The organism is Streptomyces canus (genome assembly GCF_001514145.1).
GTDB classification, from domain to species: domain Bacteria; phylum Actinomycetota; class Actinomycetes; order Streptomycetales; family Streptomycetaceae; genus Streptomyces; species Streptomyces canus.
The window spans coordinates 1-26,331 of sequence record NZ_KQ948694.1 but is presented as its reverse complement, the minus strand read 5'-3'; the positions used below and the strand labels follow the sequence as shown (position 1 = coordinate 26,331).

The following is a 26,331-nucleotide window of genomic DNA, read 5'->3' as shown; positions in this document are numbered from 1 at the left end:
TGAACCTCCCGTTGTACCGACCGCGCCGCACAGATGGACGGCGCAGGGAGTTTTGGGTCAAGAAGTTGTCCACAGAGCGCAGTTCAGGGACAAGCAGTGGGAGCGGACCGCATGCCGCACCCGGTTGAACCGGCCGGTGAAGGCGGCCCCGCGACGTCATGGTCTGAATCAGTCCGGGGCTGCCGACCAGGGGGTTTGCCCCGCCCGTCAACGTCCAGACTCGTTCATGGGCGGCGGCGGATGGCGCCGGACTCGACGGTGGCGACCAGCAGCGACGCGATGTGCACCCCTTGCTGCGCTGCCTCTGGTTTGGCCCCGGGTGCGACCGGCAGCGCTGTGCGGGGTCGGGCCGGGATGGTGGAGAGGGGCGGGTGTGTCCGGGCGGGGGTGAAGGCGTATGCCTGATCCCCCGAACGGCCTGCCAGGGCTCGACAGGCGCCGGGGGAGGGCCTCTGATTGAAGACATGTCCCGACTCAACAGCGCTTGCCCGCGCTCACTTCGCTCCGCCGCGGCGCTGAGCCTGGTCGCGGCTTTGGCCGTCGGCTGTACCGCGGCCGATGCCCACACCACCGTCGCGGGCCGCGCGGCCGTCGGGACGTCGCCGCTGCCCACCGTCCCACCCGCCCAGCCACCGGCCCAGCTCACGCGGGCCAAGGTCGAGACCGCGGTTGGCCGGCTCGACGACGTCGTACGGGACGCCATGCACCGCACCGGTGTGCCCGGAGTCGCCGTGGGTGTGGTGTACGACGACAAGGTGATGTACCTGAAGGGGTTCGGCGTGCGGAAGGTGGGCACGAACGACCGGGTCGGAGCGGACACGGTCTTCCAGCTCGCCTCAGTCTCCAAGCCCCTTGCCTCCACCGTGGTCGCCGCAGCCGTGGGCGAGAAGACCGTCGGCTGGGACGACCCGGCCGTCAAGTACACCCCCGGCTTCGCGCTGAAGGACCCGTGGGTAAGCCGCCATGTCACGCTGGCCGACCTCTTCTCGCACCGCAGCGGACTGCCCGACCACGCCGGCGACCTCCTGGAGAACCTCGGCTACGACCGCTCGTACATCCTGGACCACCTGCACTACGAACCGCTGGCCCCCTTCCGTGCCCACTACGCGTACACCAACTTCGGGCTGACCGAAGCCGCGGTCGCCACCGCGCGAGCGGCGGGGACCAGCTGGGAGAAGCTGTCCGCCGACAAGGTGTACCGGCCGCTGGGGATGAACTCCAGCAGCTCTTCGTTCGCCGACTACGAGAAGGCGGGCAACAGGGCCGCCCTGCACGTGAAGACCGGGAGTACCTGGCGTGCCGCGTATGTGCGCGACCCGGACGCTCAGAGCCCGGCGGGCGGGGCCAGCTCGACGGTCCGGGACATGACGAAGTGGCTGCGTCTGCAATTGGGCAACGGAAAGTTCGAGGGGCGCCAGGTCGTCGACGCCGACGCTCTGGAGCAGACTCACATGCCGCACATGGTCTCCGAGCCGCCGCACTCGCCCGCGGGCAGGGCCGGGTTCTACGGGCTCGGCTGGAACGTGAGCTACGACGACCAGGGCAGGCTGAAGCTCGGCCACTCCGGCGGCTTCGCGCTGGGAGCGGCCACCAACGTCGCCTTGTTGCCCTCGGAGAAGCTCGGCATCGTCGTCCTGACCAACGGCGAGCCCATCGGCGTACCCGAGGCGATCTCCGCCACCTTCCTCGACACCGCTCAGACGGGCAGGCCGACCGTCGACTGGCTGAAGTTCCTCGGGCCGATCTTCCAGCAGACCTTGCAGGGGGAACGCTCGCAGGTCGACTACAGCAAGCCCCCGGCTTCGCCCGCACCGGCCAAGGCAAACAGCGCCTACACCGGAACGTACACCAATCAGTACTACGGCCCGATGACCGTCAGCGCCCAGGGGAACGAACTCACCATGCAACTCGGGCCCAGGAAACAACGGTTCGTCTTGACCCACTACGACGGTGACACCTTCAGCTACCGCACCACCGGCGAAATGGCCGTCGGCCTGTCCGGCGTGACCTTCACCGCCGACTCCAGCGGACGCGCCGACAAGGTTCGGGTCGAGAACCTCGACTCGAGCGGTCTCGGCACGTTCACGAGGAAGGACTAGCCCGCGGGTCGAACGGATGTGGGCAGGGGCTGTCACGTCCGACCCGGAACGCTGCTCTGGCGCGAGAGCCTCTCACGCCGGACGTCACATGTGCCTCCTTGCAGGCGTCGGCGGGAAGACCCGCGTATGCGGCCCTGGCCTGTGGACGGATATTGCAACACGGGGGCCGCTGGTGAGGGGGGCGTATTTACCTTTGTTCCCAGCGTCACCACGCAATTTGCCCGACCAGTTCCCTCAGCCGCTCGCGTGCGGCGAACAGATCGGGGTGGTTCTGCGAGCATTGGACACAGGGCGCCGATCGGCTCGTCCGCCGCCATGTGCACGAAGCCGCTCAGCGCCCGACCATGCCGTCCTTGGCGGCGTCCACGGGCCACTCGTGATGTGCCCCGACGTGGTCGGGGTCGGCGAAGGCGGTGTTGGCCTGACTGCTGCGTCTTCGTCTCAGCAGGGATGCCCTCGACAGGTTTGAGGTGAGGTGCGTGCGTCGGCAAAAAGCAGCTGGCGATCCAATCGTTCGATGGCCTGCGCCGAGGCCGGGTTGTGGTTCAGCCACCTGGGATGGCGAATTCCACCCAGAGCGGGAAGGGATCGGAGATGTGCCAGAACAGGTCGTTGCGGGTGTCCTCGCCCTGGAAGGGATCGACGAAGTCGACCCGGCCTCCGGGGACGGCTTCCCGGTTCAGGACCGGGCGGTGTTGCTGCCCCTCGGTGAACCAGGCGATCTGGCCGTAGAAGTTCGCAGCGCCCGGCTTGTCGAAGATTCGTGGCAAGTCCTTGAGCTGCGGCGCCGGGGGGGACAAGTAGAGGTGAAGGCATCGAAGAGCGGATCGCCGACGCGGGCAATGTTGGAGTCGCCGAGCGCGATGAGGTTGTGATCCCAGCCGAACTCCCGGTCCGCCCAACCGGCCAGCCACTTCCTGATCGCCTTGAGTTCGGGCACCCGGTCGGCGGCTGTGTCGCCGTATTCGACGTGCAGGGTGATCAGGGTGAAGGTCTGACAGGAAGAGAGGAAGCTGACAGCGTAGGGGGTGCGGGCGAACTGCCGCTCCAGGCCGCCCGCGCTCGCACCGGCGTCCTGCTCTAGCGGCACTACCAGCTCGCACGCCAGACCAGACGGCTCGAGCGGCGGGTGTCGAACAGGAACGCAAGGCGCTCGTTGTTGCCGTCCTGACCGCAATCGTGGGCCGTTCGCGGCCGTCCGCCACCACTCCGTGTTCCCCTGTTGTCGCTTGAGCCGTCGATCAGCTCGTTTCACCGCACCCGCTCTGGTGCCGGTCGTGGCCGCGGCCCACTGGGCGACAAGCCGCCTTGCTCGAGGCGGCACGCACCGCCACCGCCGGCAGCGCCCACGGTTGCGCGGGGGCACTGCGGCAGCCAGGATCAGAGGTCCCGGGGCGCTGCGATCTGCGCGGTGGCGAGGCACTCTTCGGCGAACGCCAGGGCTCTGAGGTGGTAGGCGCGGGCGGTCCAGCCGAGGCTGATGTTGTGGCCGGCCTGCGACAGACGGTCGATGACGATCCGTGGTGCGGCGGACAGCCGCGCGCTCAGGTCGGTGATGTCTTCATCACCGTGGTGCCACCAGGCCTCGTGCTCGGCAAAGGTGAGCCGGACGGGGACGCGGATGCGCGGCAGGATGGCCGCCGACAGGCGTATCCAGCCAGCGACGGCGTTCACCTCGAGTACGGGCATGGGCGCGACGATCTGCTGGCTCGCCCAGAACGTCTGCGGCGGATACAGGCCCAGCGGTCCCCAGTTCAGCCGCCGCAGGCTGCCGCCACGGTCGCACCCTGCGAGGGGGGTGTTGACGGCCAGTCTGCGCCCACAACCGGAGATGTCCATGCCCAGCAAGTTCGGCGTGTCCCAGTCGGCCGCGGCAGCGAAGGCCACCTTGGCCCCGAAGGAGTGTGCCAGCAGGAACGTGCCAGCACCGGGCGCGTGGCGTGCCGTGAATGCCTGGACGGCGCACCGCACGGTGGCCGCTTGGGCGGTCAGGCGTTGTCCTGCGGGCAGGCGGGCGGCCGAGGCTCCGTAACCGGGCCGGTCCAGCGCCAGCACCGTGTACCCAAGGCGCGCACCAAGAGTCAGCAACGACACGTTCGGGTGCGCTTGACCGTCGAAATAGCCCGCGTTCATACCGCCACCGTGCAGGGCAATGATTACCGCGCGTGGAGCCGTCTGCGGGGGCTCGCTCAGCAGACCGGACAGAGTGATGCCGCCCGTATCGACGGTGACCGGTCGGACGCCGGGTGAGCTCCGCCGGTAACAGGCCTCCCTTGCATTCGCCGGGCTGGCCGGAGCGGGCTGCGCGGCGGGGACATCAACCATGGCGGGCAGTCCTCAAACTCGGGGTGACGGCGCGCAAGCTGCACTCCTCTACCGGCACGCGAAGCACACTGACCGGGAAGGTCTGTCCAGGCGCGGGCCAGGCTACGTCCCCAGGCCCCGCTGTTCATCCTGCGCGTCGCGACGACCGTCGGCCACCCCAGCCACCCATCAGGGTCACCCCTCACCTCCGAGAACAAAGAAGTGGTGGCGTGCCGAGGACTGCTACGGCACCGAAGCGGCCGCCGGGCCGCTGCTGACCCCTGGACCGATGGCACGCCCTGGCCTCCGAGGTGACCAGGCCTGCTCCAGGTCGGAGACCGTGCCCAGGAGCCGGTCTTCGTGCCGACGTCGCATCGCCTCTGTCCGGAAGCGGGAGATGCAGTGCCTGGTCGTTGCCATGCTCGCCGCGATCCCGAAGTAGTCCCCGCCCCGTGCCCAGGTGGTGCCGCCGCCGCTTCCTTGTCAGCAGCGGCGGCACTTAGGAGCTTCCGGCCCAGGTGGCGACGTGGGAAGACCGGATCAGCCCGCACTACGAGTCTGTAAGGCGGCATCGCACAAAGCCAGCGGCGCGCCGCCGAACGGAGAAGCACACCCCGTTGTGGTCGGGGTCCTGGCGGCCGTGGTCCAACCACCCACTGATGCGCCGCTCGGTGCGGGTCGGAATTCGGGCCGGGCTGGTGCATGGGCGGCTGGAGCGGTCGGCCATGCCGGTCTCGCCCGAGCCGACGGTAGCGGTCGGCCCATTAATGGGCCGTGGCCGACCTGGAAGCGTTCGGCCCCGGCCATCGTCGTCCATCTCAGCTGCTGCTCGCGGACAGCAGGAGGTGGGCGACGTGCCCAGGATCGTCGGACATGGGTGAGTGTCCGCAGCCGTGAAGTCGGAGATGACGGGCCTTGGGCAGGAGCCGAGTCGCGCGGCGTGCTTGGTGCAGCGGTGTCAGGAGATCGCGGGTGCCCCATGCGACGGTGACGGGGACACCGGGGGCGAAGCCACGGAGCCGGTAGTTGCGGGCTGCCCGGCGGGTGGCTTCGAAGCCGGGTGAGCGGGCCAGGTTACGCAGGGCACCGTCGGCTGCCTGTGCTGTCATCTGCCAGGGTCGCGCGACGAGTTGCCAGAAGGTGAGTGTGCGGCCCAGCGGATGGCCGGTCACTCGTGCCGTACGCCCGCCCAGGCTCTGCGCCATCATGCGCGCGACTCGAAGCGAGCCGAGGGCATAGGCCGCTTCGGGGCCGGTCCACAGGCCGATGGGGGACAGTGCGACAGCGTTGCTGACGGCGCCCGTCCGGGCGAGTTCGAGTGCGACGGCCCCACCGAGCGAGTTGCCGACGACGGGCGGGCGCGTGAGGCCGACGGTGGAGAACCACGTGGCGACCTCGGCAGCCAGTGCGTGGACGGTGGGGGTGGTGCCGGCCGGCAGTGGTGGGCTGTCGCCGAATCCCGGCAGGTCGACGGCCACGACCTCGCGTTCTCGAGCAAGCAGGTCGATGACGGGTGCCCAGCCCTCCCGGTCCAGCTGGCGGATCACGACCAGGGCCGGGCCGCTGCCGCGACGGCTGCTGACGAGCTGGATGTTCGACATGCCGGAATCGTACGGATGCCATGTTATCAGACGAATTGATTAGGTCTGCGCGCGTCGGGCGGGCGTCCACACCCATCGACCGGCGCACGGCAGCGCTCCTTGCCAAAGGCTGGGCTCAGCCCTGCGAGGCCTGTCTGCGGCGCCGGTGGTAGGTCCGCTCGATCCAGGTCACGATCGCGATCCGGAGTTCTTCGCGGGTGGCCCAGATACGGCGGTCGAGGACGTTCTTTTGCAGCAGGCTGAAGAAGGACTCCATGGCCGCGTTGTCGCCGGCAGCTCCGACCCTGCCTATTGAGCCGGTCATCTGGTGGCGGTCGAGAGTCTGGACGAACTTCCGGGAGCGGAACTGGGCGAGTTCAACTGGTCGACACAACACCGACTTGTTGAAGCGAGCGCACCGGCGGACCGGCCTGCGGGCCCTGGCCCCGCTTCTTGCCGAACACGCTCCACCAGCGGTTGTCCCGGCAGATCCGCCACGCGGTCCGGTCCGCCATCGAAGCCCCGGCACCACGCGCTTCATCGGCCAGGAACGTGGCACCGACCTGTCGCGCTGGTCCGCTGACGAACTCGAGGCCGTCGCTCACGCGCTCAAGAATCGGCCACGAAAGATCCTCGGATGGAAGACGCCCGCTGAAGTCTTCGAGGAGCAACTACGCTCACAACAACTCGGTGTTGCATCGACCAGTTGAACTCGCCCAGTGTGCCGGTCGGATCATGTTGCCCGGGTGTTCTCGCTGGTACTCAGCACGGTTCGCAGCTGCTGATAGCGGTCGTGGTCCTCTCAGGTGTGGTGATCGGGTGGCCCGGGATGACGACGTCCGGTCCACCAGGCCCAGGCGCTGGCGGTGATGGAGGCGCAGAGCGGGAAGAGCAGCCACAGCAGGGCACTCACGAGTCAACCTCCTTTCCTGGCTGTGCTCAGCGGACGGTCGTCAGGGTGTGAGCTGCTGGGGTAGTCGGATCAGTAGCGCCGGCGTGGGAACGATGACGCAGTGCATGCCGGCTCGATGGTGCCGTGGACGGCTCTCGGCAACGCCAACTCATAGGTGGGCCCGAAGACAGTCCCGCACACTTCCTGGGCCGGGCGAACGGCGAGCAGGGCCCTTTCCGGGCCTGAGGGTCGTGGCGCCCGGTGCGCCCACAGGATATTTGTCAGCGGATTTGGCCAGTTTCATTGACGTGCTCTTGACTGAAACTTATCTTCCTGTCGAAGTTACGCACGGCGTTCGAAATGTCGAACCCGCTGGCCGTCAAAGGGGACGTCCTTGTACCGCACCCGTTATTGGTTCACTCTCGTGGCTCCTCTGCCGGCCCTGCTTGCTTCACTCGTCCCCCAGCCCGCCGCTGCGCTGTCCGCGGTCGCCGCCCCGCCCGGGCGATGACCTCGGTCACTCGGCCGTTGCCGGGCCCAACGCGACGTTCCGCGTCACGCGTCAGCAGGTCCTGTCCCGCAGGCACAGCGACCGCGAGCTTTGCCCTCTGCCCCACCTTCACCCGATCAGGGCACCCGCAGAAAGACCGGAGAACGTACATGCGCGCTCTTCTCGCACGGCTGGCGGCGATATTGGCCGCCGTCGGCCTGCTTCTCACCTCTCAGACGCTGACCACAGCCCAGCAGGCCGCTGCGGCCGACCCGGGCTACCTGATGGTGCACTTCACCGGGGAGGGGTCGACCAATCAGCAGATGTACCTCTCGCACAGCACGGACGGTCTGCACTGGAACGACCTCAACGGGGGTGGCATGGTCCTGCGCTCCACGGTCGGTACGAAGGGGGTGCGTGACCCTGCGTTCGTGAGATCCCCTGATGGCAGCAAGTACTGGATCATCGCGACCGACCTGTGCATCGGCTGCGGGCAGGGATGGGGTGACGCCCAGACCAGCGGCAGCCGCAACCTGGTGGTGTGGGAGTCCACCGACCTGGTCACCTGGTCGCAGCCGCGGCTCCTGAACGTCGCCGACGCGATCCCCGGCGCCGGTGACGCGTGGGCGCCCGAGGCGATCTGGGACCCGGCGAGCAATGACTACGTCCTGTACTGGGCGACGAACGCGCCGCTGAACGGCGTGACGAAGCACCGCATCTATTACGCCCACACGACGGACTTCCGCACCATCACCACCCCGCAGGTCTACATCGACCGCCCCGGCACCCAGGGCATCATCGACACCCAGATCATCGAGGTGCCGTCCGGCGTGGGCAACTACCGCTACGTGCGGGCCTCCGGCGACGGTCAGATCACGCTCGAAGGCAGCAACTCGATCCTGGGGACGTGGACCACCCTCGGCGACCTCTCCGGCGTCGGCCTCAGCGGCTCCCAGGTCGAGGGCCCGATGTGGATGAAGTTCAACGGCACCAACCAGTGGGCCCTCTACCTCGACCAGTACGCCACCGGCGGCGGTTACATGCCGGTCCTGACGACCGACCCGTCCAACCCGGCCGCCTACCAGAAGCAGGCGTCGACGAGCTACAACATGGGCGGCACCAAGAAGCGCCACGGCTGGATCATGAACCTGACGGCCGCCGAGGAGAGCCGCGTCCTCGCCCGCTGGCCCAACACGGCGCTCCACCGGCTCCAGTCGTTCAACTTCCAGGACCGGTACGTGCGCCACACCAACTTCGACGTGCGCATCGACCAGAACGTCAGTACCAGCGAGGACTCCCAGTTCCGGATGCGGACCGGCCTGGCGGACACCGGCACGGTCTCCTTCGAGTCGGTGAACTTCCCCGGATACTTCCTGCGGCACTCCGCGTTCGACTTCCAGCTTGTCTACAACGACGGCACCGCCGGGTTCGCCGCGGACGCCAGCTTCCGCCAGGTCGCCGGGCTCGCCGACGCGACATGGTCGTCGTTCCAGTCCTACAACTACCCCGACCGGTACATCCGCCACTACGCGTACGAACTCAAGCTCGACCCGATCACCACCGCGACGGGGCGCAGCGACGCCACCTTCCGCGTGACGAGCTGACCCGCGCCAACAGGGATGTCGGCGCCCTCACGGGGCGACTTCCCACCCGCCGCCGCCCAGCCGGCGGGGAAGGCGCCGGCATCCCCACCACGAGTGGTCTCGTGAGCGAAAGCGAGCGACGGTGAAGACCTCTCGTATCGTCCGGCGGGCGGACGTGTCAGGCTCGTCAGGCGCGGCGAGTTGTCGAGCCGGAAAAAACTGTTCGTCATATCGGGCTTTGTTCACAAGCTGTCTTCTTCAGAGGAAGTGAACCCATGCGCGGCGTCAGACCTCAGAGCCGCTGAAGATTCCTGCCGGGCGCCCTGCCAGCCGTGGCCGCCGCCTCGCTCCGGGTGGGTTGACGCCTGGGGAAACGGCCGCATCGGAACCGTCAGCGGCGCTGCGAGCTGGTCGGGTGCCGGGGAAGGACTCACGTTCAACAGCACCGACACCTACATCAAGGTGCCGGACAACATCATGAGCGGCATGAACTCGGTCACCGTCTCGATGGACGTGCAGATCGACGCCACCCAGGCCACGCCGTACTTCCCCTACGGCTTCGACAACACCAGCAACGGCGCCGGCAACGGGTATCTGTTCGCCACCGGCAACTCGCTGCGGACCGCCATCGCCTCCGGGGACTTCTCCACCGAGCAGAACACCCAGGGCTCCGCCGCCGCGCTCGGTGTGGAAGCACGTCACCAAGCACAAACACCACGGCCTGCTTGTGATCGCGCTCACCGACGACAAGGCCCGATTTCTGTGGGTCTCGGCGGCCCGGCCCGGACGCACCTCAAAGATCACCGCCTGCCGTCACGACCGGCTCGCCGTCAGGCTGCGGGCGGCCGGCCTCGGTGCCGTCGCCGACCGGGGTTTCGTCGGGCTCGACGACAGCGGTCCCGACGCCGATCCGGCGGTGATCACCGGCTACAAGGACCCCGGAACCGGCCGCTGACGCGCGGGCAGAAGCTGTCCAACAAGGCCCTTGCCGCGGCACGGGCGCCGGTCGAGCACGGCTTCGCCCACCTGAAGAACTGGCGCGTCCTCGGCAAGGTACGCACCGACCCGAAGTGGGCGACCGCCCTGGTGAGGGCTCTGCTGGTCCTGACGAAACGCGAAGTCTCCCGGTGACCGACGATCTTCGCAAAGCGTGACGGGCGCCGATGGCACCGGGCCGCCGCCCGCCGCCGAGGGGGCGTTTTCTGGATGCCATCCCGTACGTGAACCGGACCGGGATCCCGCTGGCGTTACCTCTGCTCGACTACCCGCAACGGCTGCTGCCGGTGGTAGGTTATAGGTCGACCACTAACGTAGGAGTGAAGATGACAATCAAGCAAGACGACGCCAACCGCCGCGCCGCCGCCCAGCACACCCTGGCCGAGCACCTGCGCCTCACCGCCGCAGGACGGGTCGACGAATGGGTGAAGCTGTTCGCCCCGGACGCGGTGCTTGAGTTCCCGTACGCGCCGGCCGGCGTGCCTCAGCGGGTAACGGGGCGCGACGCACTGGTCGCGCACATGAGCAACTTTCCCGAGACCTTCGACGTCGAGTTCGTCGACCTGGTCTTCCACGACACCGTCGACCCGAGTCTGGTGATCGCTGAATTCCGCTCGAAGGGCACGGCGCTGCCGACCGGCAAGCCGTACGAGCAGACGTGCATCTCCGTCGTTCGGACCGATGACGACGCGCGCATCACCCACTACCTGGACTACTGGAACCCGCTGGTGGCGATCGAGGCGCTCACGCCCAACGACGTTCCGTCCGACCCCGACCGCAGCGTGACTTTTGGAAGCTGAGAGGAGCCGTGTTTGACTGACGTCCATGCCTGCCCCCGGCACCAGCACAAAGAGCGACGAACGACGTCGGACCCTCATGGCCGCCGCGGTCGAATGCTTCGCGCAAAAAGGTTTCTACGGCACGACGACACACGAGATCGCAGAGTGGGTCGGCATCTCTCAGCCGTATCTCTACCGCCTATACCCGAACAAGGAAGCGCTGTTTGCGGCGGTGGTCGACCACGTCTCCGTCGTCATGACCGACACGCTGCTCGCTCACTCACCAGCCTCGGGTGGGGCCGGGCCCGGGCCCGAGGCGGCGTTGGATGCCGCACGCGGCGCCTACGCCGCACTCGTCGCGGACCGGAACATCCTGCGTTTCCTGATGCACGCGAACTGCGCCGTCGGCGAGCCGCTGGTGGCGCAGGCCGTGCGCCGGTGCTATGCCAAGCAGGTTGACACCGTCCGGCGACTGCTGGGCGACGACGAGGCCGTGCGGCGCTGGTTCGGCGCCGGAATGCTCGACAACGTGGTCGCCGTGCTGGGCCTGGCCGACATCGACGAGCCGTGGGCGCACGTCCTCACCGCTCGATAACCCGGCACCGGCAGTTCGGCGACGACAGCCCCGAGTCTTCCTCGTAGTCCAGGCTCGGACGGTGGGACTCGGGGCTTCTTCGCCCAGCCGCGGGCAGGCTTCGTCCCGGTCAGCCTCCTCCCGGGCGGGCGCCGGGGCGACGGCCATGGCGGCCTCCGCCGCGGCCCGGTCTTGCTCGGCCAGCCGTCAGCGCAGCAGAACCCGAAGACGGCCCGGAACGACATGCCAGACGATCTTCCCCATGGACACCGGCCAGCGACCAGTGCGAGTAGCTCTCCCGACCTCACACCAGGCCCGTGACCAGCAACTTCATGATGCACACCACTCAATGAATCGAGGGAGCGCGTTCCCGAACCGGGGTGTAGCGGGCTGCACCCGGTCGGCCAGTCACTGCTCGGCCGCCGCCTCACGCGCCCGTGCCCCGACTCCATGGGCGGCGGCAGCCAGTCCCGCGACCGTCACCGCCACCCACCGCGGGTGTCTCACCAGCCAGGTCTGGACGCTCTCGAAGGGGTCGGTGGGGGTCAGGGCCGCGCGTTCGAGCATCCAGGACACCGAGAAGACCAGGCCGATGACCGCCACGGCGGTGCGGAAGGCCGGGTATAAGCGCCTGCGGGCCAGAACCAGCAGTGACGGCATCAGCAGGGCCACGACCAGGAGTTGGGTCAGTTCGATGCCCAGGTTGAAGCCCAGCAGTGTCGTCAGCAGTGAGCCTCGGTCCAGGCCCAGGTCGGTGATCAGGGAGGCGAAGGCCAGGCCGTGGATCAGGCCGAAGCCGGTGGCGATCACGACTTCGCCGCGCGCTGCCAGGGGGCGGATCGCGTGGATCGCCGACACCGCGATCGACAGGGCGATCAGCGTCTCCACCAGGCGCGTGGGGAGGGCGATCACGCCTGTCGCCGCGAGTGCCAGGGTGAGTGAGTGGCCCACGGCGAACGCCGTCACCACATGCAGGATCCGTGTGATCGCCCGCCGACGTGACGGCGCCACCTGCCATCGGCTGCCGGTCGCCACCAGCGGTGCCGGGATCAGCAGCATGAGGAGGAAGAGGAGGTGGTCGGCGCCCTCGCTGACGTGCTCGATGCCGACCGCGGTCGTCGCGGCGAGGCCCCGCAGCCAGGAGCCCTCATCCGCGGGGACCGACAGGGACTTCGTCTCGTAGTCGAAGACGCCCGGCGTCTCGGCGTCGACCGTCTTCAGGATGCCCCGGTCGAAGTCGTACCGGATGGTGGCTCGTTCCCGCCGGGCAAGCCCATGGCCGGCTCCTTCGTCGGCGGGGTGGGCGGAGTCGGGCACGTGGTGTTCGCCGTCCCAGAGATTACATCCAAGCTGGAGAAGTTCGTCACCGACGTGCTGGGCATGGAGCTGTTCGTCACCACGCCCCACGGCAGGTTCTCCGGAGGGCAGATCTACCGCTGCAACCCGCGCACCCGCTGCCTGGCATATATCGCCGTGCCCGGCCATAAGGGCGTCCACCACCTGGAGATCGAGTCCACCCACATGGACGACGTCGGCCGCGCCCGGGACCTGGTGCAAGAACGCGAACTGCCCATCACCGCCACGCTCGGACGGCACATGTCCGACACCCTCATCTCCTTCTACATGCGCAGCCCTACCGGCTTCGACATCGAATTCGGAGCCGGCAGCCAACTACTCGACGACACCTTCGTACGGACCACCCCCTCCGCCCTTGAGGCATGGGGCCACAAGTTCGTCGGCGACGGCTGGCCCCCCACCGTCCGCCCCCTCACTCCTGAGCAGCACCCCACCGGCAAGGAGTAACTCCCCATAACGTCACCGCCTCCGGCGCGACCGGCTGCAACGCCTGATCAACTTCACCACGTTCACGGGTGACGTTCGACGATGCCGCCGTCCGCGGCCCCAGGTACAGGGCGTCCGCCCGATGGGACAGCAAGTTGATCACTTCTTGATCGCTGCGTTTCACCACCGGAGCATTTCGGTGACTCACATGTGTACGACGGAGGTCGCGTCGGGGTCGGTGGCCGGTACGCCGCGCCGGTAGAGGACGGCGGTGATGATCAGACCGCCCGTGAACAAGGCGGCCGACCACCAGTACGCGGTTGAGTAGGCCTCCAGGCTGGACTGAGCGAGGACGGCGGGGTCCTTGAGGTTCTTGCCGGCCAGGTAGTCGGCGGCGGCGCTGGTGGCGAGGGTGTTGAGCAGCGCGGTGCCCAGGGAGCCGCCGACCTGCTGCATGGTGTTGACTGCGGCGGAGGCGGCGCCGGCGTCCTCGGCGCGCACGCCGGCGGTGGCCAGGGCCAGTCCCGGGGCGATGACGAGGCCGAGGCCGAGTCCCGCTACGAGCAGCGGAAGCATGATGTCCGTCGGGTAACTGCTGTGGAGGTCGAGGCCGGTCAGCCAGACCATGCCGGCGATGGCGGCGCCCATACCCAGCGGCACGGTTGCCTTGGGGCCGATGCGGGGGATCAGCACCGTGGAGGCTAGCTGGGCGGCGACCCCGAGTCCGACGACCATAGGCAGGAAGGCCAGTCCGGTTTTGATGGGGGTGTAGCCGAGGCTCTGCTGCAGGTAGTAGGTGAGGAAGAGGAAGACTCCGTAGATGCCGACGGAGGTGATCAGGATGGTGAGGAAGGAGGCGCCGCGGTTTCGGTCGAGCAGGACCCGCAAGGGCAACAGGGGATAGGTGGAGCGGGTCTGCCACCAGGCGAACACGCCGAGCAGAACGACACCGCCGGCCAGAAAGCCCCAGGTGGGCGCGGAGTTCCAGCCGTGGGTCTCGGCGTGGGAGAAGCCGTAGACCAGGGCGAACAGGCCAGCGCTGACGAGTACAACGCCGGGGATGTCGAGGGTGGCGGTCTTGTCGCGGGTGGTGCGCTGCAGCAGAAGGACACCTCCGACGAAGGCGATGGCGGCGAATGCGAGGTTGACGTAGAGGGTCCAGCGCCAGTCGAGGTATTCGGTCAGCACGCCGCCGAGCAGCAGGCCGACGGCGCCGCCGGCACCGGCGATAGCGCCGAAGACGCCGAAGGCCTTGGCTCGTTCCTTGGCATTGGTGAAGGTCGTGGTCAGCAGGGACAGCGCCGCCGGGGCGAGCAGGGCGCCGAACAGGCCCTGTCCGGCACGCGCGACGACGAGCATCTCGAAGCTGGTCGAGGCGCCTCCCAAGGCGGAGGTGCCGCCGAAGCCGACCAGCCCGGCCAGGAAGGTCGCCTTGCGGCCAAAGAGATCAGCGATGCGGCCACCGAGCAGGAGCAGGCTGCCGAAGGCGAGTGCATAGGCGGTGACGACCCACTGCCGGTCGCCGTCGGAGAAGCCCAAGTCCTTCTGCGCGGAGGGGAGGGCGATGTTCACGATGGTCGCGTCGAGGACCACCATCAGCTGGGCTACGGAGATGACGCTGAGGATCCACCAACGATGGCGATGTGGTGAGTCTGCGTGCGGGTGGGTGGAAACAGTGGTCGTTCCAAGCGTGTCGTCGGAGGGTTGGGGCATGACGAAACTCCAGGTGAAGTGGTGTTGGTGAGGGGAAATCCGGTGTCGAGGGCGCGGGACGGCAGCGTCGGCGCAGCTCGCCATGTGGTCCGGGAGCCGGCAAGCCGGTCGGTTCGCCACGCTGCATGGCCCGTCCGGCCACCTGGCCGGGGCGGGCGGCCTCGCGCTCGATCAGCGACGCTGAACAGTCAGAGAGCAGTCGGTCGGCTCACTCGGCCGGGGCTGCTCTTGCCGTGTCGCCAGCAGCCGAGGGAAGGAGACGTCGGTGAGCTGCTGAAGGTAGTAGGCGGCGGCGTTGGCCCGGGACGGGCGCAGTCCTTCCTTGTCGCCGACCTTGCGGACGTTGATGGAGGCGGTCTTCGGGCCGTTGGACAGCAGCGGGAAGCGAACTTGGTCTACTTCGACTCGCGGACGATCCGGCCGATGGTCAGTGGGTGTCATAGGCGACCGGCTGGAATCTGCGGATGGCGGTGACTGTGAGGCGGACCTTGAACTCCTTCTGGAGCTTGGCTTCCCCGGCCTGTTGCGGGGTGTGTTGGGCGGGTCGGTGATCCGGGCGGAGAAGCCCGCCGCGGAGAGGTGGGGTACGGGCGAGACGGCGAGGTCGCGGTGGACGACCGGGACCTGCATTCGGCGCGGAAGGACTGGGCGACCTCGCGGGAGATGGATGCCTCGCTGAGCGAGGAGGCGTCAATGTGCAGCAGGTACGACGTGAGGCCTTTCAAGGGTGAGCCGAAGCCGTGGGTGGGTGAGACGGGTGAGGGGGGCGGCAGGGTCAGGTGCGCTCGGGGACGGCGCAGCCGTCGGGGCCGCAGACCGGGGCGTCGCCGGCGGCGGGGGTGAGCGGGTGGGTGTCGGTCCAGGCCGTGCGCAGCAGGTCGAGCAGGGTGTCGCTGTCCTGTGCGCCGGGGACGCCGTAGCGGCCGTCGAGGACGATGAACGGGGCGCCGCGCGCGCCCAGGCGCTGAGCCTGGCGGGCGTCGTCCTGCACCTGCTGCCGGTAGCGGCGCCGTTCGAGAACCTGGCGGGTCTGCTCGCGGTCCAGGCCGAGTTCGTCCGCGAGCTTCAGCAGGTCCCGCAGGGAGAAGACGGGCTGGGCCTTGCCGAAGTAGGCGCGGAAGATCGTGTCCCATGCCTCGCGGTTCTTGCCCTGGGCGGAGGCGTGGGCGAGGAATTCGTGGGCCAGGTCGGTGTTGCCGACCTGGTTGTCCAGCACCCGGTACGGGCTCAGGCTCTCGCTGTGCGCCAGCGCCTCGATCTGCTGGGCCGCCGCCTCGGCGCCGTGCTTGCGCAGAAGAAAGTCACGGACGGAGAAGGTGCTTCCCTCGGGGAAGCCGCCGAGCGGGAAGGAGTGGTGGACCACCTCCACCTCGTCGGCATGCTCGAACCGTGCCAGGGCTCGCTCCACACGGTGGCTGCCCAGACCGCACCACGGGCAGGTCACCTCGAACCAAATATCTACCTTCACCAGGGAGCTCCAATTCCTACGACTTGTGCGTAACGCCATGATGGACCAGTATGGAAGCCGTTACAAAAGGCACATCCGTGTGCGTGCCGGAGAGGAATGTGCGTCATGGGGACGACCAGCGAGGCCGACATCGTGGGAGCTGCGACGATCGGGCCGTGCGCAGCCATTCCCGCAGACCACATGGCCTTCATCCGGCAGATCCTCGACCGCATCGGCGACAAATGGAGCCTGCTGCTGATCGCCGTCCTCGAGTCCGGCCCGCTGCGCTACACCGACCTGCAACGCCAGGTCCCCGGCATCTCCCAGCGCATGCTCAGCCTCACCCTGCGCCAGCTCCAGCAGGACGGCCTGATCACCCGCACCGCCTACGCCGAAGTACCCCCGCGCGTCGAGTACACCCTCGCCCCGCTGGGCCGCAGCCTGCACGAGATCGTCACGTCCTTGATCGGTTGGGCCGCCGACCACCACGACGAGGTCCGCGCCAACCGCGACCGCGCCGCAGCCGCAGCCGCTGGAGCCTGACGGCCGCAGCGTCCGCATGCGGGGTCCGAGCAAGGACCTGCACACAAGACCCCTGCGCCTGAACTCATCCCTCGCCTATCGTTCCAGCTGACGTAGCCCCACGCACGGGCGCGATCTCGGTCACGCAGCCGTGCAGGCCAAAGGGACAACATGCCTCGCTGCAACGCGACACAACGGGAACCCTCGGCCGCCCCGCAAAGCGACAGGACCTGCGCGGGACACGGCGTCTGCCGACACAACACGGGCGTGGAGGGGATCGTGGCCAAGCCGCTCCGGTCGGCCTACAAGGCCGGCCGGGTGGTCCAGGCCGACCGCGTACGGCAGCGTGCACTCCTCATCGCTCAGCAGGCTGACGTCGTGCACCCACTGGTACGCCTCCTCGTTCAGAGGCTCTGTCGTCTCCACCGCGGACGCAGCCGGGCCTGCAGACGCCGCCGATGCGGCCGGCGCCGTCGCGGCAGCCGGTGCTGCGCCGGGGGCCGGATACTTCGCCGCCCACCCCTTCAGCAGCCGCTGGTAGGCATCCAGCCGCGGCGACTTCGGCTCGCTGCGGCCGTTCTCCCAGTTCTTCACCGACTGGGTCGTGGTCTTCAGCGCGGCGGCAAGACGGGCCTGAGTGATACCGGCGGCCTCACGCAGCCGGGCACGCTCCGCCGGAGGCGGCTGCCGCTGTATCCGGTCGGTGCTCGCGACCTTGAACACCCCGAGCGCACACAGCACATCACCGCGCAGGCCGTTCGACGACCGCCTTGTTCACCTGGAGCTTGCCTTACAAGTGATCATCACATGCCGCAAGAAGACCCAGGCCAGTGACCTGGGCCTTCTTCGTGGAGCGGGTAACGAGTATCGGGACCGTTCCTCGACGGAACATCCGCAGGCGAGGCATAGGGTCAGCCGGTGCGCAAGACGTCCAGCGCCATCAGGGCCACGTGCAATGCGGTGGCCGACTCACGGACTCGTTCCGTCCGGCGGTTGAGGGTCCGCTGAGGACGGTGCCAGGTCAGGCTCAGCTGAGTTCGATCAGGCCGAGTCGGACCGCTTCTGTGACGGTGCCGGCGCGGTTTCCCGTGCCGAGCTTGCGGTAGATGCGGACCAGATGGGTCTTGACCGTGGCCTCAGCCAGATACAGGGTGCCGGCGATCGTCCGGTTGCTGTGTCCATCAGCCAGGAGCCGGACGACCTCGATCTCGCGCTCGCTCAGCAGTGGGCCTGGCGCGGTCGGATCGCCGACGAACTGTGCCGCGGCCTCCGGTGCCAGCGCCATGCCTCCGGCCGCCGCGGCGCGTACGGCGCGGAACAATTCCTCGGGCGGCCCCGCCTTGAGGACGTATCCGCGCGCGCCGGCCTCCACAGCTTGCAGGACGTCGGCCTGGTGGCCATGGCTTGTGAGTATGACGACCCGGGGAGGGGTGGGGGTGGCCAGGATCCGGCGGGTCGCTTCGATGCCGTCGATGACGCTGCCTGCCGCGCCGGTGTCCGACAGCCGGAGGTCCATCAGCACCACATCGGGGCCGAGTCGTTCCACCTGCTGCACCGCGTCGGTACCGTCGCCGGTCTCGCCGACGACGGTGAAGCCGGGTTCGCTCTCGAGGAGGGCGCGCAGGCCGGCTCGTACGACCGTGTGGTCGTCCACGATCACGATCCGCAGTGACGGGCTGGAGGTCTCGCTCATCGCGTGCCCACCGGGACTCGGTCCTCGGCTCGCAGGGCCGCCCGTACGCGGGTGCCGTGTCCGGGCGTGCTGTCGATGCGGAAGGTGCCGCCGAACACACCCAGTCGGTCACGCGCCGCGGCCAGTCCGAATCCGCGACCGTTGCCGGTGGGCTGTAGCGCCATCGAGTCGAATCCCACGCCGTCGTCCAGGACCTCGACGGCCGCGGTCGCCGCGTCGCCGTAGGCCAGGGTGACGCGTACGTGCTGGGCATGCGCGTGTTCGCACGCGTTGGCCAGAACGCTCTGTGTCACCCGCAGCAGGGCCACGGCCTGATCTGTCCGCAGGGAGCAGGGTTCGTGTTCGGTACGGAAGGTGATCGTGGGCGCGCCGACGGCGGAGCCGGTGCGGGTGCACAGGTCGCGCAGCGCCGCCTCCAGGCCGTCTCGCGCGAGCAGGGGCGGGGTGAGGTCGTCGATGATGCCGCGGGTCTGCGCGAGATGCTCGCCGAGAGCTCCGGTCACTGCCCGCACCTGCCCTCGGGCGACGTCGGGGCGGCGGTCCCAGTCCCGGTCGGCGGCCTGGAGCAGCATGCGGCTGCCCGAGAGCTCCTGGGCGAGTGTGTCATGCAGGTCCCGTGCGATGCGGGCTCGTTCGCCGAGCCGCCCGGCCTCTCGCTGTTGTCGCGCCAACTCGCCCCGTGTGGTGGCGAGTTCGCGGGTAAGCCGCTGCTGGGCGCGGTAGAGGAGCACGGTCGCCCACAGGGCGGTGACCGGCGGTGCCAGCACATCGGGGTCGAAGCCGCCGCCGGCTCGCTGAAGGGCCGAGACCAGCAGTGCGGTCAGGACACCGAGCGCCGTGGCCCGTGCCGCGCGAGTGGGCATGCGCAGTGCCAGCACGGCGAGCGGTACGGCGAGCCACGCGTACCCGAAGGTGAGCTGTGCCGGGAGGCTCCAGGCCACCCAGGACCACAGCAGCAGGAGGAGACCGAGCCAGGCCGGTCGCGCCCAGCGCTCCAGCCGGTCCCACCAGGCCAGCCCGGCCGCGTACAGCAGGGCCAGCGCGACCGTGGGCGGGGCGATGTGCCAGCACAGCTCGTGGTTCAGCTCGAAGAGCCGCACGAGGGTGCCGGCCACGGCGACCAGGAACACCAGGTGTGGGAGATGCCGTGCGGAACCGGATGGCCGACGTACGGCGAGCGCGGTGACGGGCACGGCTGCGGCTCCCTGGGGCGGGCCGGGTGAAAGTGACAACAGGTCAAGAAGTCTAAGCCGTAACCTGTTTGATCGCTGTAAACGCCCCGGTGGTGCCGTGCCCGCGCTGACGTCAGCTCCCCGGGTGCAGACCGAGCCAGCCCGGCGACGGGTCGCCCTTGACCTCGCCGAAGTAGAGGGAGAACGTCTGCCGCAGCCGCTCGGCCGCGGCGCGGTCCTCCATGAACCTGGGGAAGCCGTCGACGTGGGCGTTCGGGAACTCCCACACCGGCTTCAGGCCGGCGTACGGCGTGACGTCCGTCCGCACCGACCAGCCGTTGCGGCTGGCCGCCTGGCGCTCCTCGGAGAGCTGCCAGTTCACGTACAGCTTGGCGGCGGCAGGGTGCGCCGCCTTCTTCAGGATCGCGGCCCGTTGCCCCCAGGCCATGAAGGGATGGTCGCCGGTCGGTAGGACCCACTTCACCGTTGTCGACGTGGAGACCGCGCTGCCCCCCGCGCCCACTCCGATGGTCTTCGTCTTGCCGTTGACCGCGGCGCCCGGGGTGTTCGTGCCCCGGGCGAACTGGGGCTGCTGCGCGGCGAACTTCGCCACCCAGTCCCAGCCGTACTTCTGCTGGTAAAGGGAGTAGAGGTACAGCACCGCGTCGTCGTCGTTCGGGTAGGAGGAGGCGATGGCGCCCTTCCAGCGCTCGTCGAGCAGGTCCAGTGGCGTCCTGGGCGCGTTCGCCCCGGCTGCCTGGATGTCGTACAGGAAGCTGAAGGCGATGACGAACAGCGCCGTCCACGCGCCGTCCGGGTCCTTGAAGCCCTTGTGGATCTGTGAGAAGCCTGCGGGCTTGTAGCGCAGCAGTTCGCCCTCGCGCTTCCAGCGGGTGAAGTCCTGGAGCGTCTGCAACTGGACGACGTCGGGGACCAGGGTGTCGGTCGCGAGCTGGTTGTCCACGCGGACGTCGTGGTACTTGCTGTAGTCCACGGAGACCGTCAGCGGGATCTTCGGGAAGCGGGCGGCCCAGTCGGTCCGTAGCCCGGCTGCCTGGCCGTCGACGTCCCCGCCCTGGTAAAGGACGAGCTTGCCGCCTTCGGCGATGGCCGCCTCGTAGAGCTCGTCGAGGGAGCGAGTCTCCTCGCGGACACCCGCCAGCGGGGCGCCGACGGGGTCAGCCGCCTGAGCGTTGGTCGCGACGGCCGCGGCGGCACCGCCGAGAGCGACACCGGCTCCGGTGGTGAGCAGCCGCCGCCTGCTGAAGTTACTGGGCATCGTGGGGGTCCTCCTGCTGGTTCCGCCGCCAGATTCCGTACGAGGCGGCGCACCAATCCTGCCGATGAACCGCGTTGTTCCGCGTCATCCGAAGGCTGTCTCCGGGTTCAATCGTTCGGTTGAACGGTCACGGTGGGTGCCGTCGGAAGGGCGCGAGCAGTTTCGTTGTTCCGCTGGATGTTTCACTCCACTACGAATGGCAGGTCTTCGATCGCCGCTACCTATCCGAAGCCTCCATGGCCGAGCTCTTCACCACCACGCCGACCGAACCCGAACCCGAGATCACCCCACAACCGGAACCGAAACCGCTGCCGTGACCACACGACCCCGCGGGACATGACCCGCGGGCGTGCGCTCCCGTCTTCGCCGTCGGCGACGGGGTCTCGGGTTCTGGCAAGCCCTGGCTGAGGGGCCGTCAAAAAGATCACCGATGACATCGACGAGTTGCTGGCGTTCTGTGCCGCCCGGTTGTTCAGGCCCTTGTGGGAGCGGTGATGGACGGAGGGCATGACCTGGCGGTGTGCCGCTCCGTAGGAGCGGAGCTTGTCGGTGACGACCCCCCGCGGCACCGCGTGCGTCTTCTTCATCAGGCGGCGGCAGAAGCGCCCGGCCACGGCCTTGTCCCGCCGGTTCTGCACGAGGATGTCGAGGACGTTGCCGTCCTGGTCGACGGCCCGGCACAAGTACTTCAGCTCACCGTGGATCTTGAGGAAGACCTCGTCCAGGTGCCACTTGTCCCCCAACTGGGGCTGGGGCGGCGCAGCGCGCCTGCGTAGGTCTGCCCGAACTTGCCGCACCAGCGGCGGACCGTCTCGTACGAGACGACGATCCCGCGCTCGAGCATGAGCTCCTCGACCTCGCGGAACGACAGCGGGAAGCGGTGGTACAGCCACACACAGGGGGAGATGACCTCGACCGGGTACCGGTGCCCCTCGTACGACAGCGACGCGCTCCCCACGGACGGCCCTTCTCAGGTTGATCAACCCGAAGATCATCCCACCGGTCAGCCAACGTGACAGTGCCCCGACGGGGGCACCGTCTCCATACACGAGAGCTTCCACGTCGACGACCCCGCGACCTTCACCCGCCCCTGGTTCGGGTGGGGCGACGCCCTCTTCGCCGAGCCGCTCCTCGACCTCACGGGACGCTCGACGGCAGCCCTGCACCTCGCCTGTCCACCACCGAACCGCCCTCACGGTAAGGACACTTCCGACCTCCCGGCGCCGGCGGTCGCTACGATCTGCGGCGTGTGCGCAAACATTGTGGTCGCCGAAGACGACGCGAAGCAGGCCGAACTGGTGCGCCGCTACCTGGAGCACGAGGGTCACGCCGTCACGGTCGTCGAGGACGGCCGGACGGCTCTCGAGACGGTCCGGCACCAGGAACCCGACCTGGTCGTCCTCGACGTGATGATGCCCGGGGCCGACGGTCTCGACGTGGTACGGATCCTGCGCGCCGAACGCCGGGAGGTGCCGGTGCTGATGCTGACGGCCCGCAGCACCGAGGACGATCTGCTGCTCGGCCTCGACCTCGGCGCCGACGACTACATGACCAAGCCGTTCAGTCCGCGTGAACTCACCGCCCGGGTAAGGACGTTGCTTCGCCGCAACCGGCGCGGCCCCGACCCGGCTCCGGCGACCGTACCCGCCCCCGCCTCGGAGCCCGAAGCGGCCCCGGACGACGAGGTGTTGACGGTCGGCGCGCTCAGGGTCGATCCCTCGCGGCACGAGGTGTCGGTCGCCGGGACGCCCGTCGAGTGCACGCCCGGTGAGTTCCGTATCCTCGCGGCGATGGCGGCCGAGCCCGGCCGGGTCTTCACCAGGGCACGGCTCCTGGACGAGCTGCACGGCTTCGACAAGTACATCAGCGGCCGGACCGTCGACGTGCACGTCATGAACCTGCGCAAGAAGATCGAGCGCGCCCCACGACGGCCGGCCCGCCTCATCACCGTCTTCGGCGTCGGCTACAAACTCACGGACCCCGCGAAGAACGTGCGCCATGCGTCGTCCTGACAGGGGAGGTGCGGCGGGGGCCGCCCGGCTGCCGCTGCGCAAGAGCCTGGCGGGGCGGCTGTTGACCGTGACGGCGCTGGTGGCCTCGTGCTCGGTCGCCGCGACCGCCTGGCTGGCCGTGCAGACGACCTCCGTCGCGATCCGCCAGGAGCAGGGGCAGAACCTCAAGTCCGACGCGAAGATCTACAACACCCTCCTCGGCTACGCGGCCACCCACCCCGACTGGGACGGCGTAGACACCACCGTGCGAGATCTGGCCCAGGAGTCCGGGCGCCGGATCGTGCTCACCACGCCGGGCCGACGCCCGATCGTGGACTCGGCCGACTCCCGCTCAGCGGGCGGCGGTTCGTCCGACGAGCTGCTCGCTCAGCAGGCCTCGGCGGTCGTGGATCCACGCTCCGTCGACACCGTGCTGGTGCCCGACGCGGCCAAGGCCGGCGCCGACCGCGTCGATCCACGGGCCGTGGGGCCCTTCCGGCTGCCCGCGAAGGAACACGACGCACTGCGGAAGGCCGCCGCCGGGAGGGTGGAGTGCCTCAGCCAGATGGGTATCGCCGCCGACGTCGTCGAGAGCCCGGGCGGACGGCCCCGCGTCCAGTTCGTGAGCGACGAGACCGAGGGGGGGACCGACAGCGTCACCGACCGTGACATGGAGGCCAAGTGCTTTGCGTCCTACCCGGTCGGTCCCACCGCGACCGAGCGGAAGGCCCTGAGCGCCCTCAACCAACTGGCTGACGCCTGTCTGAAACGACAGGGTCGCACCGCCGTGAAACTGAACCTGGACCTGTCCTGGGACCGGAGTTACGCATACGGGCGGGACGACGCGGTCTCCGGCGCCGAGGACGGCCTCAGCGATCGGGAGGCGAAGGCCCTGGCCGCCAAGAAGGCGGAGGACGCCGCGACGGCCGAACGCAAAGCGGCTTCCGGCGGCGCACTCGACTACGCCCCCGCCGAGATCCGCGACAGCGCGTACGACCGGGCCGTGGCCAACTGTGTCGAAAGCGCCCGCCGGGAACAGCTCACGGGCTATGTCGCCGAGCCCGCACTCCTGTTCATCGACGGCCCCGGTGCCGCCGGCGTGCCTGGCTTCGACCTCTCCCGCGCCAACACCGCACGCATCGCCGGTGTCACCGCCCTGGTCCTCGCCCTCACCGTCGGCGCCTCGGTGCTCGCCGGAGCCAGGCTCGTACGCCCGTTGCACGCGCTCACCGGCGCCGCCCAGCGGATGCGGGACGGCCTGGACGTGACGCCGGTGCCCGTGCCCGTCGTCTCGGACAGCGAGATCGGGCGGCTGACGGCGGCTTTCAACGACATGGCCGCGCACCGGGCCCGCCTGGAGGAGCAGCGCAAGGTGATGGTCAGCGATGTCGCCCATGAGCTGCGGACACCGCTGAGCAACATCCGGGGCTGGCTGGAGGCGGCCCACGACGGACTGGCCGTGCCGGACCCCGCGTTCGTCTCCTCGCTCCTGGAGGAGGCGGTGCAACTCCAGCACCTCATCAACGACCTCCAGGACCTCGGCGCGGCCGACTCGGGCGCCCTGCGGCTGCACCGGAAGCCGGTACGGATCGACGAGCTGCTCGGCCAGGTCGCCGCCGCGCACCAGGGGTTGGCCGAGACGGCGGGCGTCACCCTCACGGTCCTGACACCGCCGCCGGGCACCCCTCACCCACCGCTCCTCGACGCCGACCCCGTACGGCTGCGGCAGACCGTCAGCAACCTGCTCTCCAACGCGGTGCGCCACACCCCGGCCGGCGGCACGGTGACCCTGCGCCGGTACGTCACCGACCCGGGGGACGAGCTCGCCGTGGAGGTGTCCGACACCGGCAGTGGCATTCCGGCGGGCGACCTCCCGTACGTGTTCGACCGTTTCTGGCGGGCGGAGAAGTCCCGCAATCGCAGCACCGGCGGCAGCGGCCTCGGCCTGGCGATCGTCCTCAAGCTCGCCGAGGCTCACGGCGGCACAGTGGACGTGGCGAGCACGGAGGGGGAGGGGGCCACCTTCACCCTGCGGCTGCCGACAGCCGAGTCACGGAAGCCGGAGGGCCCCGGTCGACCCTGATGGGATGACGACAGCGCTCTGACAGATTCCTCACAAGTGGCCGTCAGGGTGTGGTCATGCCCGGAACCTGGTGCGGATCGGCAACCAGGAACGACCAAGCCGGGCTGGAACTGGAGCCTTTACATGTCCCGCCGTCTCACCTTGCGCCCGCTGAGCACTCTTCGCATCGCCGTCCTGACCGGCGTCGCGGCTGGCGCGCTGCTCGTCCCGGCCACCGCGGCCTTCGCCACCGACCCGACTCCGACGCCGAGCGCGACCGCCGCGACCCAGGCCGACAAGGAGGCCCTGGCGAAGAAGAAGGCCGAGGACGCCAGGACGCTCAAGGAGGCCGAGGCCAAGAAGGCCGCCGAAGCCCAGAAGACCGGAGGCAAGGGCTACCCCCGTGGCGGTGTCGCCGCGGGCGAGGCCCCCGCCCAGGACGACAACACCGGCACGCTCATCGGTTCGGCCACGGGCGCGCTGCTGCTCGCGGGCGCCGGCACCTACGTACTGCGCCGCCGCACCACCGCCCGCCGCGCAGGCTGACCCGGCAGCACGACCTCTCGTACGAAACGGTGGCGCCGCCCTTCACCAGGCGGCGCCCTGTGCGTTCCGGCGAACCCTCGCACCCTGTTCTGGAGCCCGAGTTGCCCCCTGCACACCGTCCGGCCCTGTCCCGGGCCCGCCTCGCGACCCTCACCCTGTTGACCCTCGTCACCCTGCTCACCGGCTGTTCGTCCGGCCCCGACCCGACGGTCCGGGTCGCCCCCACCGCCCCCGCCGCCGCGTCGGGCGCTCCGAAGTCCGAGCGGCCAGCGGCCGACGCTCCGGCGGCCCCTGCCGAGGTGGCCGTTCCCTCCGTGGGGATCACCAGTTCGCTGATGGAGTTGGGCCTCAACACGGACCGGACGGTCCAGGTCCCGCCGGCCGAGGAGGGGATGACCGCGGGCTGGTACACGGGCGGTGCGGTGCCCGGTGAGATCGGCGCGGCCGTCATCATCGGCCACAACGACACCCGCTTCGGCGAGGCCGTCTTCCACGACCTGAAGAAGATCAAGGAGGGTGCGGACATCACCGTCACCGACAAGACGGGAAAAGCCCTCCACTTCACCGTCACGGCCACGGAGAGCGTCGCCAAGAACGCCTTCCCGACGGAGAAGGTCTACGGGCCGACCCAGGAACGTGCTCTACGGCTCATCACGTGCGACGGCGACTTCGACGCGCAGGGGCACCCTGTCGACAACCTCATCGTGTACGCGACAGCGAGCTGAGGGCCGCAGGCGTGTCCGTTTCGCCCTGTCGTCACGAGTAACGTCCGCGGCTCGATCGTCAGCGGCCGGTTCCAGGAGCGCGCCGCCGAACGGTCGGACGAT

General features: G+C 69.0%; 23 protein-coding genes and 7 pseudogenes. 15 read left to right on the top strand and 15 right to left on the bottom strand.

Going from position 1 to position 26,331, the window contains the following annotated elements; translation table 11 throughout:
* Positions 1 to 464: 464 nt before the first annotated feature.
* A complete protein-coding gene (locus tag AQJ46_RS50540) occupies positions 465 to 2,099 on the top strand; it encodes a serine hydrolase (RefSeq protein ID WP_059212117.1) in 1,635 nt (544 codons plus the stop codon).
* Positions 2,100 to 2,644: 545 nt separating this feature from the next.
* On the opposite strand, the gene AQJ46_RS50535 is transcribed toward AQJ46_RS50540, so the two are convergent.
* The 6 genes and pseudogenes from AQJ46_RS50535 to AQJ46_RS59380 all read right to left on the bottom strand — a co-directional run bounded on the left by AQJ46_RS50535 (position 2,645) and on the right by AQJ46_RS59380 (position 6,588).
* Positions 2,645 to 2,869, bottom strand: coding sequence for a hypothetical protein (locus tag AQJ46_RS50535; RefSeq protein ID WP_059212116.1), 225 nt, complete (start codon positions 2,867 to 2,869; stop codon positions 2,645 to 2,647).
* A 610-nt stretch (positions 2,870 to 3,479) separates the two neighbouring features.
* The gene (locus AQJ46_RS50530; RefSeq protein WP_318656755.1) at positions 3,480 to 4,232 is read right to left on the bottom strand and encodes an alpha/beta fold hydrolase; all 753 of its coding nucleotides are present in this window, start codon (positions 4,230 to 4,232) and stop codon (positions 3,480 to 3,482) included.
* 829 nt (positions 4,233 to 5,061) lie between these two features.
* Positions 5,062 to 5,167 (bottom strand): annotated as a pseudogene (locus AQJ46_RS58305) (IS481 family transposase); the annotation flags it as partial.
* 54 nt (positions 5,168 to 5,221) lie between these two features.
* Positions 5,222 to 6,004 carry an alpha/beta fold hydrolase gene (locus tag AQJ46_RS50525; protein WP_059212115.1) on the bottom strand — a complete coding sequence of 261 codons (783 nt, stop codon included), beginning with the start codon at positions 6,002 to 6,004 and terminating at the stop codon, positions 5,222 to 5,224.
* A 115-nt stretch (positions 6,005 to 6,119) separates the two neighbouring features.
* Positions 6,120 to 6,356, bottom strand: a pseudogene (locus tag AQJ46_RS59385) (IS3 family transposase); the annotation flags it as partial.
* A gap of 4 nt (positions 6,357 to 6,360) precedes the next feature.
* The gene (locus AQJ46_RS59380; RefSeq protein ID WP_059212114.1) at positions 6,361 to 6,588 is read right to left on the bottom strand and encodes a hypothetical protein; all 228 of its coding nucleotides are present in this window, start codon (positions 6,586 to 6,588) and stop codon (positions 6,361 to 6,363) included.
* On the opposite strand from AQJ46_RS59380, the pseudogene AQJ46_RS55190 reads away from it, so the two are divergent.
* From AQJ46_RS55190 to AQJ46_RS50500, 6 genes and pseudogenes are all read left to right on the top strand, one after another.
* Positions 6,532 to 6,693, top strand: a pseudogene (locus AQJ46_RS55190) (IS30 family transposase); the annotation flags it as partial. The gene AQJ46_RS59380 and the pseudogene AQJ46_RS55190 overlap by 57 nt on opposite strands.
* Positions 6,694 to 7,535: 842 nt before the next feature.
* Positions 7,536 to 8,969: a glycoside hydrolase family 43 protein gene (locus tag AQJ46_RS50515; RefSeq protein ID WP_059212113.1), complete on the top strand. Its 1,434-nt coding sequence runs from the start codon at positions 7,536 to 7,538 to the stop codon at positions 8,967 to 8,969.
* 664 nt (positions 8,970 to 9,633) lie between these two features.
* Entirely contained in the window at positions 9,634 to 9,903 is a 270-nt protein-coding gene (locus AQJ46_RS59375) for a transposase family protein (protein WP_404828543.1), read from the top strand.
* Positions 9,900 to 10,079 carry a transposase family protein gene (locus AQJ46_RS59370; protein WP_225887674.1) on the top strand — a complete coding sequence of 60 codons (180 nt, stop codon included), beginning with the start codon at positions 9,900 to 9,902 and terminating at the stop codon, positions 10,077 to 10,079. Before AQJ46_RS59375 ends, AQJ46_RS59370 begins: the two co-directional genes overlap by 4 nt.
* A 191-nt stretch (positions 10,080 to 10,270) precedes the next feature.
* On the top strand, positions 10,271 to 10,744 hold the full coding sequence (locus tag AQJ46_RS50505) for a nuclear transport factor 2 family protein (protein WP_059212112.1): 474 nt from the start codon (positions 10,271 to 10,273) through the stop codon (positions 10,742 to 10,744).
* 76 nt (positions 10,745 to 10,820) lie between these two features.
* Positions 10,821 to 11,318 (top strand): TetR/AcrR family transcriptional regulator, encoded by a 498-nt coding sequence (locus AQJ46_RS50500; RefSeq protein ID WP_263972927.1) that lies wholly within the window; start codon positions 10,821 to 10,823, stop codon positions 11,316 to 11,318.
* A gap of 387 nt (positions 11,319 to 11,705) precedes the next feature.
* Here the strand turns inward: AQJ46_RS50500 and AQJ46_RS50495 are convergent, their stop codons facing one another.
* Entirely contained in the window at positions 11,706 to 12,614 is a 909-nt protein-coding gene (locus tag AQJ46_RS50495; RefSeq protein ID WP_225887672.1) for a HupE/UreJ family protein, read from the bottom strand.
* Between the two features lie 3 nt (positions 12,615 to 12,617).
* On the opposite strand from AQJ46_RS50495, the gene AQJ46_RS50490 reads away from it, so the two are divergent.
* On the top strand, positions 12,618 to 13,100 hold the full coding sequence (locus AQJ46_RS50490) for a VOC family protein (RefSeq protein ID WP_159064274.1): 483 nt from the start codon (positions 12,618 to 12,620) through the stop codon (positions 13,098 to 13,100).
* A gap of 183 nt (positions 13,101 to 13,283) precedes the next feature.
* Here AQJ46_RS50490 and AQJ46_RS50485 read toward each other — a convergent pair whose 3' ends face one another.
* The 3 genes from AQJ46_RS50485 to AQJ46_RS50475 form a co-directional block, all read right to left on the bottom strand.
* On the bottom strand, positions 13,284 to 14,792 hold the full coding sequence (locus tag AQJ46_RS50485) for an MFS transporter (protein WP_059212109.1): 1,509 nt from the start codon (positions 14,790 to 14,792) through the stop codon (positions 13,284 to 13,286).
* A 171-nt stretch (positions 14,793 to 14,963) separates the two neighbouring features.
* Positions 14,964 to 15,233 carry a hypothetical protein gene (locus AQJ46_RS56020; RefSeq protein ID WP_059212108.1) on the bottom strand — a complete coding sequence of 90 codons (270 nt, stop codon included), beginning with the start codon at positions 15,231 to 15,233 and terminating at the stop codon, positions 14,964 to 14,966.
* Between the two features lie 334 nt (positions 15,234 to 15,567).
* Complete coding sequence (locus AQJ46_RS50475; RefSeq protein WP_059212107.1) at positions 15,568 to 16,260, bottom strand: DsbA family oxidoreductase; 693 nt, start codon at positions 16,258 to 16,260, stop codon at positions 15,568 to 15,570.
* A gap of 105 nt (positions 16,261 to 16,365) precedes the next feature.
* On the opposite strand from AQJ46_RS50475, the gene AQJ46_RS50470 reads away from it, so the two are divergent.
* Entirely contained in the window at positions 16,366 to 16,782 is a 417-nt protein-coding gene (locus tag AQJ46_RS50470) for a winged helix-turn-helix transcriptional regulator (protein WP_107117524.1), read from the top strand.
* 381 nt (positions 16,783 to 17,163) lie between these two features.
* Here the strand turns inward: AQJ46_RS50470 and AQJ46_RS59590 are convergent.
* The 4 genes and pseudogenes from AQJ46_RS59590 to AQJ46_RS50450 form a co-directional block, all read right to left on the bottom strand.
* A pseudogene (locus AQJ46_RS59590) lies at positions 17,164 to 17,502 on the bottom strand (helix-turn-helix domain-containing protein); the annotation flags it as partial.
* A gap of 286 nt (positions 17,503 to 17,788) precedes the next feature.
* Positions 17,789 to 18,454 carry a response regulator transcription factor gene (locus AQJ46_RS50460; RefSeq protein ID WP_059212104.1) on the bottom strand — a complete coding sequence of 222 codons (666 nt, stop codon included), beginning with the start codon at positions 18,452 to 18,454 and terminating at the stop codon, positions 17,789 to 17,791.
* The gene (locus AQJ46_RS50455; RefSeq protein ID WP_059212103.1) at positions 18,451 to 19,647 is read right to left on the bottom strand and encodes a sensor histidine kinase; all 1,197 of its coding nucleotides are present in this window, start codon (positions 19,645 to 19,647) and stop codon (positions 18,451 to 18,453) included. Before AQJ46_RS50455 ends, AQJ46_RS50460 begins: the two co-directional genes overlap by 4 nt.
* Before the next feature lie 112 nt (positions 19,648 to 19,759).
* The gene (locus AQJ46_RS50450; protein WP_059212102.1) at positions 19,760 to 20,905 is read right to left on the bottom strand and encodes an ABC transporter substrate-binding protein; all 1,146 of its coding nucleotides are present in this window, start codon (positions 20,903 to 20,905) and stop codon (positions 19,760 to 19,762) included.
* Positions 20,906 to 21,090: 185 nt separating this feature from the next.
* Here AQJ46_RS50450 and AQJ46_RS59585 point away from each other — a divergent pair.
* Positions 21,091 to 21,222: pseudogene (locus AQJ46_RS59585) on the top strand (IS256 family transposase); the annotation flags it as partial.
* 144 nt (positions 21,223 to 21,366) lie between these two features.
* Here the strand turns inward: AQJ46_RS59585 and AQJ46_RS50445 are convergent.
* Positions 21,367 to 21,863: pseudogene (locus AQJ46_RS50445) on the bottom strand (IS6 family transposase); the annotation flags it as partial.
* 82 nt (positions 21,864 to 21,945) lie between these two features.
* Between AQJ46_RS50445 and AQJ46_RS59360 the strand changes: the two are divergent.
* From AQJ46_RS59360 to AQJ46_RS50425, 5 genes and pseudogenes are all read left to right on the top strand, one after another.
* Positions 21,946 to 22,023 (top strand): annotated as a pseudogene (locus tag AQJ46_RS59360) (glycoside hydrolase family 125 protein); the annotation flags it as partial.
* Positions 22,024 to 22,152: 129 nt separating this feature from the next.
* The gene (locus AQJ46_RS50440) at positions 22,153 to 22,917 is read left to right on the top strand and encodes a response regulator transcription factor (protein ID WP_225887671.1); all 765 of its coding nucleotides are present in this window, start codon (positions 22,153 to 22,155) and stop codon (positions 22,915 to 22,917) included.
* Positions 22,904 to 24,979, top strand: a complete 2,076-nt coding sequence (locus tag AQJ46_RS50435) for a sensor histidine kinase (protein WP_059212101.1) — start codon at positions 22,904 to 22,906, stop codon at positions 24,977 to 24,979. The genes AQJ46_RS50440 and AQJ46_RS50435 overlap by 14 nt, the downstream gene beginning before the upstream one ends.
* Positions 24,980 to 25,102: 123 nt before the next feature.
* Positions 25,103 to 25,504 (top strand): hypothetical protein, encoded by a 402-nt coding sequence (locus AQJ46_RS50430; protein WP_059212100.1) that lies wholly within the window; start codon positions 25,103 to 25,105, stop codon positions 25,502 to 25,504.
* Between the two features lie 101 nt (positions 25,505 to 25,605).
* On the top strand, positions 25,606 to 26,229 hold the full coding sequence (locus AQJ46_RS50425) for a class F sortase (protein ID WP_079072870.1): 624 nt from the start codon (positions 25,606 to 25,608) through the stop codon (positions 26,227 to 26,229).
* The last annotated feature ends 102 nt before the right edge of the window (positions 26,230 to 26,331 follow it).

Excerpts from the sequence above, each read along its gene's own strand:
- AQJ46_RS56020 (WP_059212108.1), bottom strand. The coding sequence starts at position 15,233 with ATGACACCCACTGACCATCGGCCGGATCGTCCGCGAGTCGAAGTAGAC.
- AQJ46_RS50500 (WP_263972927.1), top strand. The coding sequence starts at position 10,821 with ATGGCCGCCGCGGTCGAATGCTTCGCGCAAAAAGGTTTCTACGGCACG.
- AQJ46_RS50540 (WP_059212117.1), top strand. The coding sequence starts at position 465 with ATGTCCCGACTCAACAGCGCTTGCCCGCGCTCACTTCGCTCCGCCGCG.
- AQJ46_RS50515 (WP_059212113.1), top strand. The coding sequence starts at position 7,536 with ATGCGCGCTCTTCTCGCACGGCTGGCGGCGATATTGGCCGCCGTCGGC.
- AQJ46_RS50505 (WP_059212112.1), top strand. The coding sequence starts at position 10,271 with ATGACAATCAAGCAAGACGACGCCAACCGCCGCGCCGCCGCCCAGCAC.
- AQJ46_RS50470 (WP_107117524.1), top strand. The coding sequence starts at position 16,366 with ATGGGGACGACCAGCGAGGCCGACATCGTGGGAGCTGCGACGATCGGG.
- AQJ46_RS50525 (WP_059212115.1), bottom strand. The coding sequence starts at position 6,004 with ATGTCGAACATCCAGCTCGTCAGCAGCCGTCGCGGCAGCGGCCCGGCC.
- AQJ46_RS50430 (WP_059212100.1), top strand. The coding sequence starts at position 25,103 with ATGTCCCGCCGTCTCACCTTGCGCCCGCTGAGCACTCTTCGCATCGCC.
- AQJ46_RS50435 (WP_059212101.1), top strand. The coding sequence starts at position 22,904 with ATGCGTCGTCCTGACAGGGGAGGTGCGGCGGGGGCCGCCCGGCTGCCG.
- AQJ46_RS50460 (WP_059212104.1), bottom strand. The coding sequence starts at position 18,454 with ATGAGCGAGACCTCCAGCCCGTCACTGCGGATCGTGATCGTGGACGAC.
- AQJ46_RS50530 (WP_318656755.1), bottom strand. The coding sequence starts at position 4,232 with ATGAACGCGGGCTATTTCGACGGTCAAGCGCACCCGAACGTGTCGTTG.
- AQJ46_RS50450 (WP_059212102.1), bottom strand. The coding sequence starts at position 20,905 with ATGCCCAGTAACTTCAGCAGGCGGCGGCTGCTCACCACCGGAGCCGGT.
- AQJ46_RS50485 (WP_059212109.1), bottom strand. The coding sequence starts at position 14,792 with ATGCCCCAACCCTCCGACGACACGCTTGGAACGACCACTGTTTCCACC.